Below are 5,670 nucleotides of genomic sequence, written 5' to 3'. Positions count from 1 at the left end.
ATTACAAACTGTATGAATTTGGTAGACAAAACAAAGATTATTTACCGTATGCCATCGCAACTAGTGGTGGAACTTATCAAACCAATGCATTAAGTAGTACAGAATCTTTTTACAACGTTTCTAAATACGAAAATACAACTAACCCATATTCAGAGAAAAATTATGAAGCTTCACCTTTAAATAGGGTATTGGAACAAGGCGCTCCAGGTGCAGATTGGGCTGTTAATAAAAATAGTGATGCAGATCCAAACACGACACTTATTATGTGTATGATGATTTTGGTAATTTAACCTATGTATTGTCTCCTGAAATGGAAGCCACTACAGCTAGTGTATCAACTATTAATAGCCAATTAAGTGAGCTTGGTTACCAGTATGTATATGACCAAAGAAACCGATTGGTTGAAAAAAAGATTCCGGGTAAAGGAAAAGAGTATATTGTATACAACAAATTAGACCAACCTATTTTAACACAAGATGCATTATTAAATGCGCAAGGTAAATGGTTATTTACAAAATATGATGTATTTGGAAGAGTGGCATATACGGGGGTAATTGTTAATAACGCTTCAAGAATAACTTTACAGCAAATAGCAGATAGTGTAGGTTCTCAAAATGTCACGAAAATAGATTATGCTTTTACTGTTGGTGATAAATCAATGTATTACAATAATGGAGCATTCCCAACAAGTTGGATAACTGAAATTTACACCATCAATTACTACGATGATTACACCTTTGATAAAGATGGCTTAAGTTTGCCTAGTTCTTGGGACGGGCAAGCCATTTTGAACTACAATAATACTAGTAAATTATTAACCAAAGGATTGGCAACAGGCAGCAAGGTTAGAGTATTGGGTACATCTAATTGGATTACTACCATTACTGGTTATGATGTAAAAGGTAGGTCTATATATGTTGCTAGTAAAAATAATTATTTAGCAACTACCGATGTTGTAAAAAGTACCTTAGATTTTACAGGTAAAGTAGATAAAACAACTACAACACATGCTAAAACAGGCAAGAGCACTATTACTACTGTAGATACTTTTACTTACGACCATGTAGGAAGGCTTTTAACTCAAAAACAAACTATTGATACTAACCCAGAGCAGGTAATAGTTTCAAATACGTACGATGAATTAGGGCAACTTACAAGTAAAGGTGTTGGAGGTAAAACTACCCAATCAAGATTACAAACTGTTGATTACACCTACAACATTCGTGGTTGGTTAAAACAAATAAACAACCCAACCAGCTTAGGGACTGATTTGTTTGCTTTTAAACTAAATTACAATACTACTGAAATGGGGATGGGTGTGTCTGCATTGTATAATGGAAATATAAGTGAAACAATTTGGCGTACAGCAAATTCCGAAACATACGGAAACCGTAAACGTGGTTATGCATATCAATATGATGCGCTTAATCGCATAACAGAAGGAGGATTTAGACGAGCCAATAGTACAGGAAGTAGTTTTATTGAGCAAACCAATGAATACAATGTAACTGGAATAGATTATGATTTAAATGGAAATATTAAACATCTTAATAGACGAGGGGTGATTAATAGCTCTAATTCAATTGGTGATATGGATAAACTAACTTACACCTATAGTTCTAATAGTAACAAATTACAAATAGTATCTGATGCAGGTAATGACACCTATGGTTTTAAAGATGACCTAATAGGAGCAGGAATAGATTCTACAACAGATTATACTTATGATGTAAATGGCAATATGACTAAAGATGATAACAAAGGAATAACAAGTATTACCTACAACCATTTAAATTTACTAACTAAAGTAACACTAAATAACGGAAATATTTCTTATTTTTACGATGCAACAGGCGTAAAACTAAAAAAGATTGTGAGTACAGGTGCAACAACCGAATATGCGGGTAATTATATTTATGAAGGTGGAGATTTAAAATTCTTTAACCAACCGGAAGGCTATGTTGAACCTGAAAATGCTAGTAATTATGGCGCTGGTTTTAATTATATTTACCAATATAAAGATCATCTTGGGAATATTAGATTGAGTTATAATGATAAAAATAATGATGGAGATATTGATGTTACTACAGACCCTAATACTAACGAATTAGTTGAAGAAAATAACTACTATCCTTTTGGCTTAAAACATAAAGGGTATAATAACGTTCAAGGAGCAATGAGAGACCACAAGTATGGTTTTGGTGGTAAGGAAGAGCAAGATGAGTTAGGTCTTGGATGGATAGATATCACTGCACGTAACTATGACCCTGCTCTAGGACGTTGGATGAATATTGACCCACTAGCGGAGAAGTTTCCAGAGTGGTCTCCGTACAACTACACCATGAACAATCCTATCAATTTAATTGACCCTGATGGTAGAGCTCCAGAGCCACCTAAAAATGGAATACCTCAATTTATTGATAATACAGGAGTTTATTTTTGGAGAGCTGATAAGAAAGCATACGAACAATATAAATATACCGATAGCTCAAGAGAACATTATTCTTTTTCAGGTTATTATACTGTAAACTCAAATAGCAAAGCTGTCGGGAAATCAGTTTCTATTGACCCTAATGCAAATAATTTTAAAATTGAACCAGCCGAAACCTCAATACTATCTGATTTATGGAATAGTCCTATATCTAGACTAGCAGTTCCCGATAAGATTTCTTTTTCATTATCAACATCTGTTACTGCAATTGCAGGAGTTAGTGAGGAATTATCATTTAATTGGATTACGAGAGGTCACGATGCAAGTTTAGTTCCTTATGTAACTGCAACAACAGGTGTTCAAGCAGGTCCAAATGTTTCTGGCGATGCTTTAGTTGGTGTGGGTATAGGGTATTTTCCAACAACAGATTTAAGAAGTCTAAATCCTGGTGATGCAAGTAATGGATTACTTGGCTGGAATGCGTATGGTAGTGTTGATGCTGGTGCAGGTTTAGGAGGTTCTATAACGGGTTCTGTTGGTTTTTCAGGCAAGCCTCTTATAAGTTCTCCAACTTGGATAAACGCAGGTATTGCTGGTGGTGCATCAATAGGTGCAGGTGGTACAGGAGGTGTTAGTTATTCTTTTCCTGTATTTAAATCTCAGTATGAAAAAGAGTAATTCTATGAAAAAAAAGCATATAATGATTTATATTTTTTTAGGAGTAGTTTTATTCGTTTTTATAAATACATTTATTCAGACAAGAAATGAGTGTAAGTCAGATTATAATTTCACTATAACAAAACTTGAAATAACTCCAACTAAAAGATTAATATTTTATAATAATGAGCAAGAAGTTTCATTATGGAATTATATTGTTTCTGCAAATGCAGGAGTTGATGTTGGTGATAAATTAATTAAAGGTAAATGTTCTAAATATTTATACATTTATAAAAAAAATGATCAAGGTGAATATTTTTTGCATCTTAAAGTAAAACCTTCAGGACTTTTTCCTATTAAATGGTTTTGTAATAAATGATTTAAAAAAATGAAAAAAATAGTAGTTATTATTATTGTTATAGTCGTTTCTTTTTTTTGTACAGAGTGTAGTTTTAACGGCACCTATGTAGATGAAGTATCAGAAAAAATAAAAGCAGAGAAAACAACAGAAAAGCTGTATAATTACATCGGTAAAAAAGACTATAAAAAAGCAGAAAAACTATTTAGTGAGAGTTTTTTCAAGGTAACCAATAGACAAATTCTCAATAATATTTTCATAAAGACTAATAGTGATTTAGGAGAATATAAAAACAAAAAATTAATCGATTGGAAAACTAAACGTGTTGTTGGTAATAATCCGTCGTCTGTGTATTTATTGATTTACGATGTAAGTTATGAGTCATTTAATGCTAAAGAAACTATAAATTTATTAAAAGAAGGAAAGGAAATTAAAATAATTGGCTACAATGTCAATTCCGAAGGATTTTTAAGATAAAAATAATATTTTTATTGTTCCATCACCGTATGTTTTCTGTCTTTGAACTATAATCCGAGAACACAATAAGAAAAGAACAAGGAGTAAAACAAAGAGCGTCCTATGAAGTATACCCAAATAATAGTAATTAAAATGATATTGATTTTTAATATTATTTCTATACTTGTATTCTCTTGTACTAACAGTAAAACACAAACTATTGAAGTGATGGAGGTGGATGAAATAATTATTAATGTTTTAAATACATCAACTCAAAGAGGAATGGCAAGTGTTACATTAGAAATCAATAATATGGACTCTATTGATTATTATGTGATGGATTCATATAAAGGAGATTTAGATAAAAGAGATTTTCCAATAATTAATATAAAGGAAAACGATTTAATAGTAGATTTTAAACCTTTTTACAGTGAATCGGTTACTAAATATTATATAGAAAACGAAAATGATGAGCCATTTATTACAACAGGTGATGAAATTGGACTTCAGAAAATAAAACCGAAAGAGAAAACAATAATAACTTTAAATTTTCCACTTAATAAATCACAAATTGATAAATTAAATATTAAATTATATTTTGGTAAATATCTTGAAAATGAGCCATTGAGCGATGAAAAAAAAGTTTTTATACCACCAACAAAAGAGTTTTATAATTTATTTTCTTTCAAAGAAAAATTAATAAAAATTTATTAAACATTAAGCCCTCAAATGAGGGCTTTTTTTTATATTCCTTGCAGAGCATTAGTCAAATTATCTTTTAATTTTTTCTTTGTAATAAGAGCATCAAGCATTATGTAAAATGCAGATTTTTCAGTAGGTTCTAATTGTTCTAATAAATTTATTTTTTCTAAAATGGTTTTATCATAAGAGTTAATTACCCGATGGCGCGGATATGTAACACACAACGATAGCGCGGAAATGTTTTCCGTGCTCGTAACGATAAGTAATAAAACAAAGCCACTTTTTAGTAAAATAGAAAGTGGTTTTATCGTATTTATAATATTGCATTTGTCACAGATTACAAATCTGCGCCAACGCACGTATAATTATAGCGCGGAATTGCATTCCGTGCCCGTAACAATTAAGAACATACAAAACCATTTTCTATAAACTAGGAAATGGTTTTGACTTTTAAGAAGCTTTAAATAAATCGTCACAGATTACAAATCTGCTATAGCAGATGAGCTATGCTAATAAGATACTTGCACGGATTTCAAATCCGCACTAACATAAGGTAGTTTTACTTTATTACTAACGCTATAATACAATAGTATAAGGTGTCACAGATTGCAAATTTGTGCCAACAGACACTTCGACTCCGCTCAGTGATCAGTTAGGAAAGGTGGAATTTCATTTTTCAAGTCAAACACTAAGGAATGTCATTACAAATACAAAGGTGTTTCATTTGCGATGATTGCTTTTGAGTGTTTAATTTTAGGGTTTTAAAAATTCAATCTATTCGCTGTCTTAAAAAAATCAAAACATTTAAAGCTTCAAAATTTATTTAACCTAAAAAAAATGACATGAGAAATACTTTTATTATTATTTGTTTGCTCTTATTTAACAGTAATTTATTTTCTCAGGAATTTAAGCTTCCTGAAATTTTCCCTTCATCACCTACAGCTGCTGAATTGGGAAAGTTTGGCGCCTACCCTGTTAATCTTTCTACTGGACTCCCTCAAATTGAAATTCCTTTATATACCATTCAATCAGGTGATTTAAGCATTCCTATTACTTTAAAATACCA

Annotated in this window: 6 protein-coding genes; all 6 read left to right on the top strand. The window is 31.3% G+C overall.

Translation table 11 applies throughout. The features are described 5' to 3' along the window. Window positions 1-290: DUF6443 domain-containing protein (locus EC396_RS17885; protein WP_164975264.1), on the top strand; the 290-nt coding region annotated here is incomplete at its 5' end. Next, window positions 266-3,109 carry an RHS repeat domain-containing protein gene (locus EC396_RS11905; protein ID WP_129366913.1) on the top strand — a complete coding sequence of 948 codons (2,844 nt, stop codon included), beginning with the start codon at window positions 266-268 and terminating at the stop codon, window positions 3,107-3,109. The genes EC396_RS17885 and EC396_RS11905, both read left to right, overlap by 25 nt. A gap of 4 nt (window positions 3,110-3,113) precedes the next feature. Beyond that, a complete protein-coding gene (locus EC396_RS11900; protein ID WP_164975263.1) occupies window positions 3,114-3,467 on the top strand; it encodes a hypothetical protein in 354 nt (117 codons plus the stop codon). Between the two features lie 9 nt (window positions 3,468-3,476). Next, window positions 3,477-3,923, top strand: a complete 447-nt coding sequence (locus tag EC396_RS11895; protein ID WP_129366911.1) for a hypothetical protein — start codon at window positions 3,477-3,479, stop codon at window positions 3,921-3,923. Between the two features lie 102 nt (window positions 3,924-4,025). Then, window positions 4,026-4,616, top strand: a complete 591-nt coding sequence (locus EC396_RS11890) for a hypothetical protein (protein WP_129366910.1) — start codon at window positions 4,026-4,028, stop codon at window positions 4,614-4,616. Between the two features lie 830 nt (window positions 4,617-5,446). Beyond that, window positions 5,447-5,670: hypothetical protein (locus tag EC396_RS17880; RefSeq protein ID WP_164975262.1), on the top strand; the 224-nt coding region annotated here is incomplete at its 3' end.

It is taken from the genome of Lutibacter sp. HS1-25 (genome assembly GCF_004121075.1).
GTDB lineage: Bacteria > Bacteroidota > Bacteroidia > Flavobacteriales > Flavobacteriaceae > Lutibacter.
This window is presented reverse-complemented; position numbering and strand designations above follow the sequence as displayed.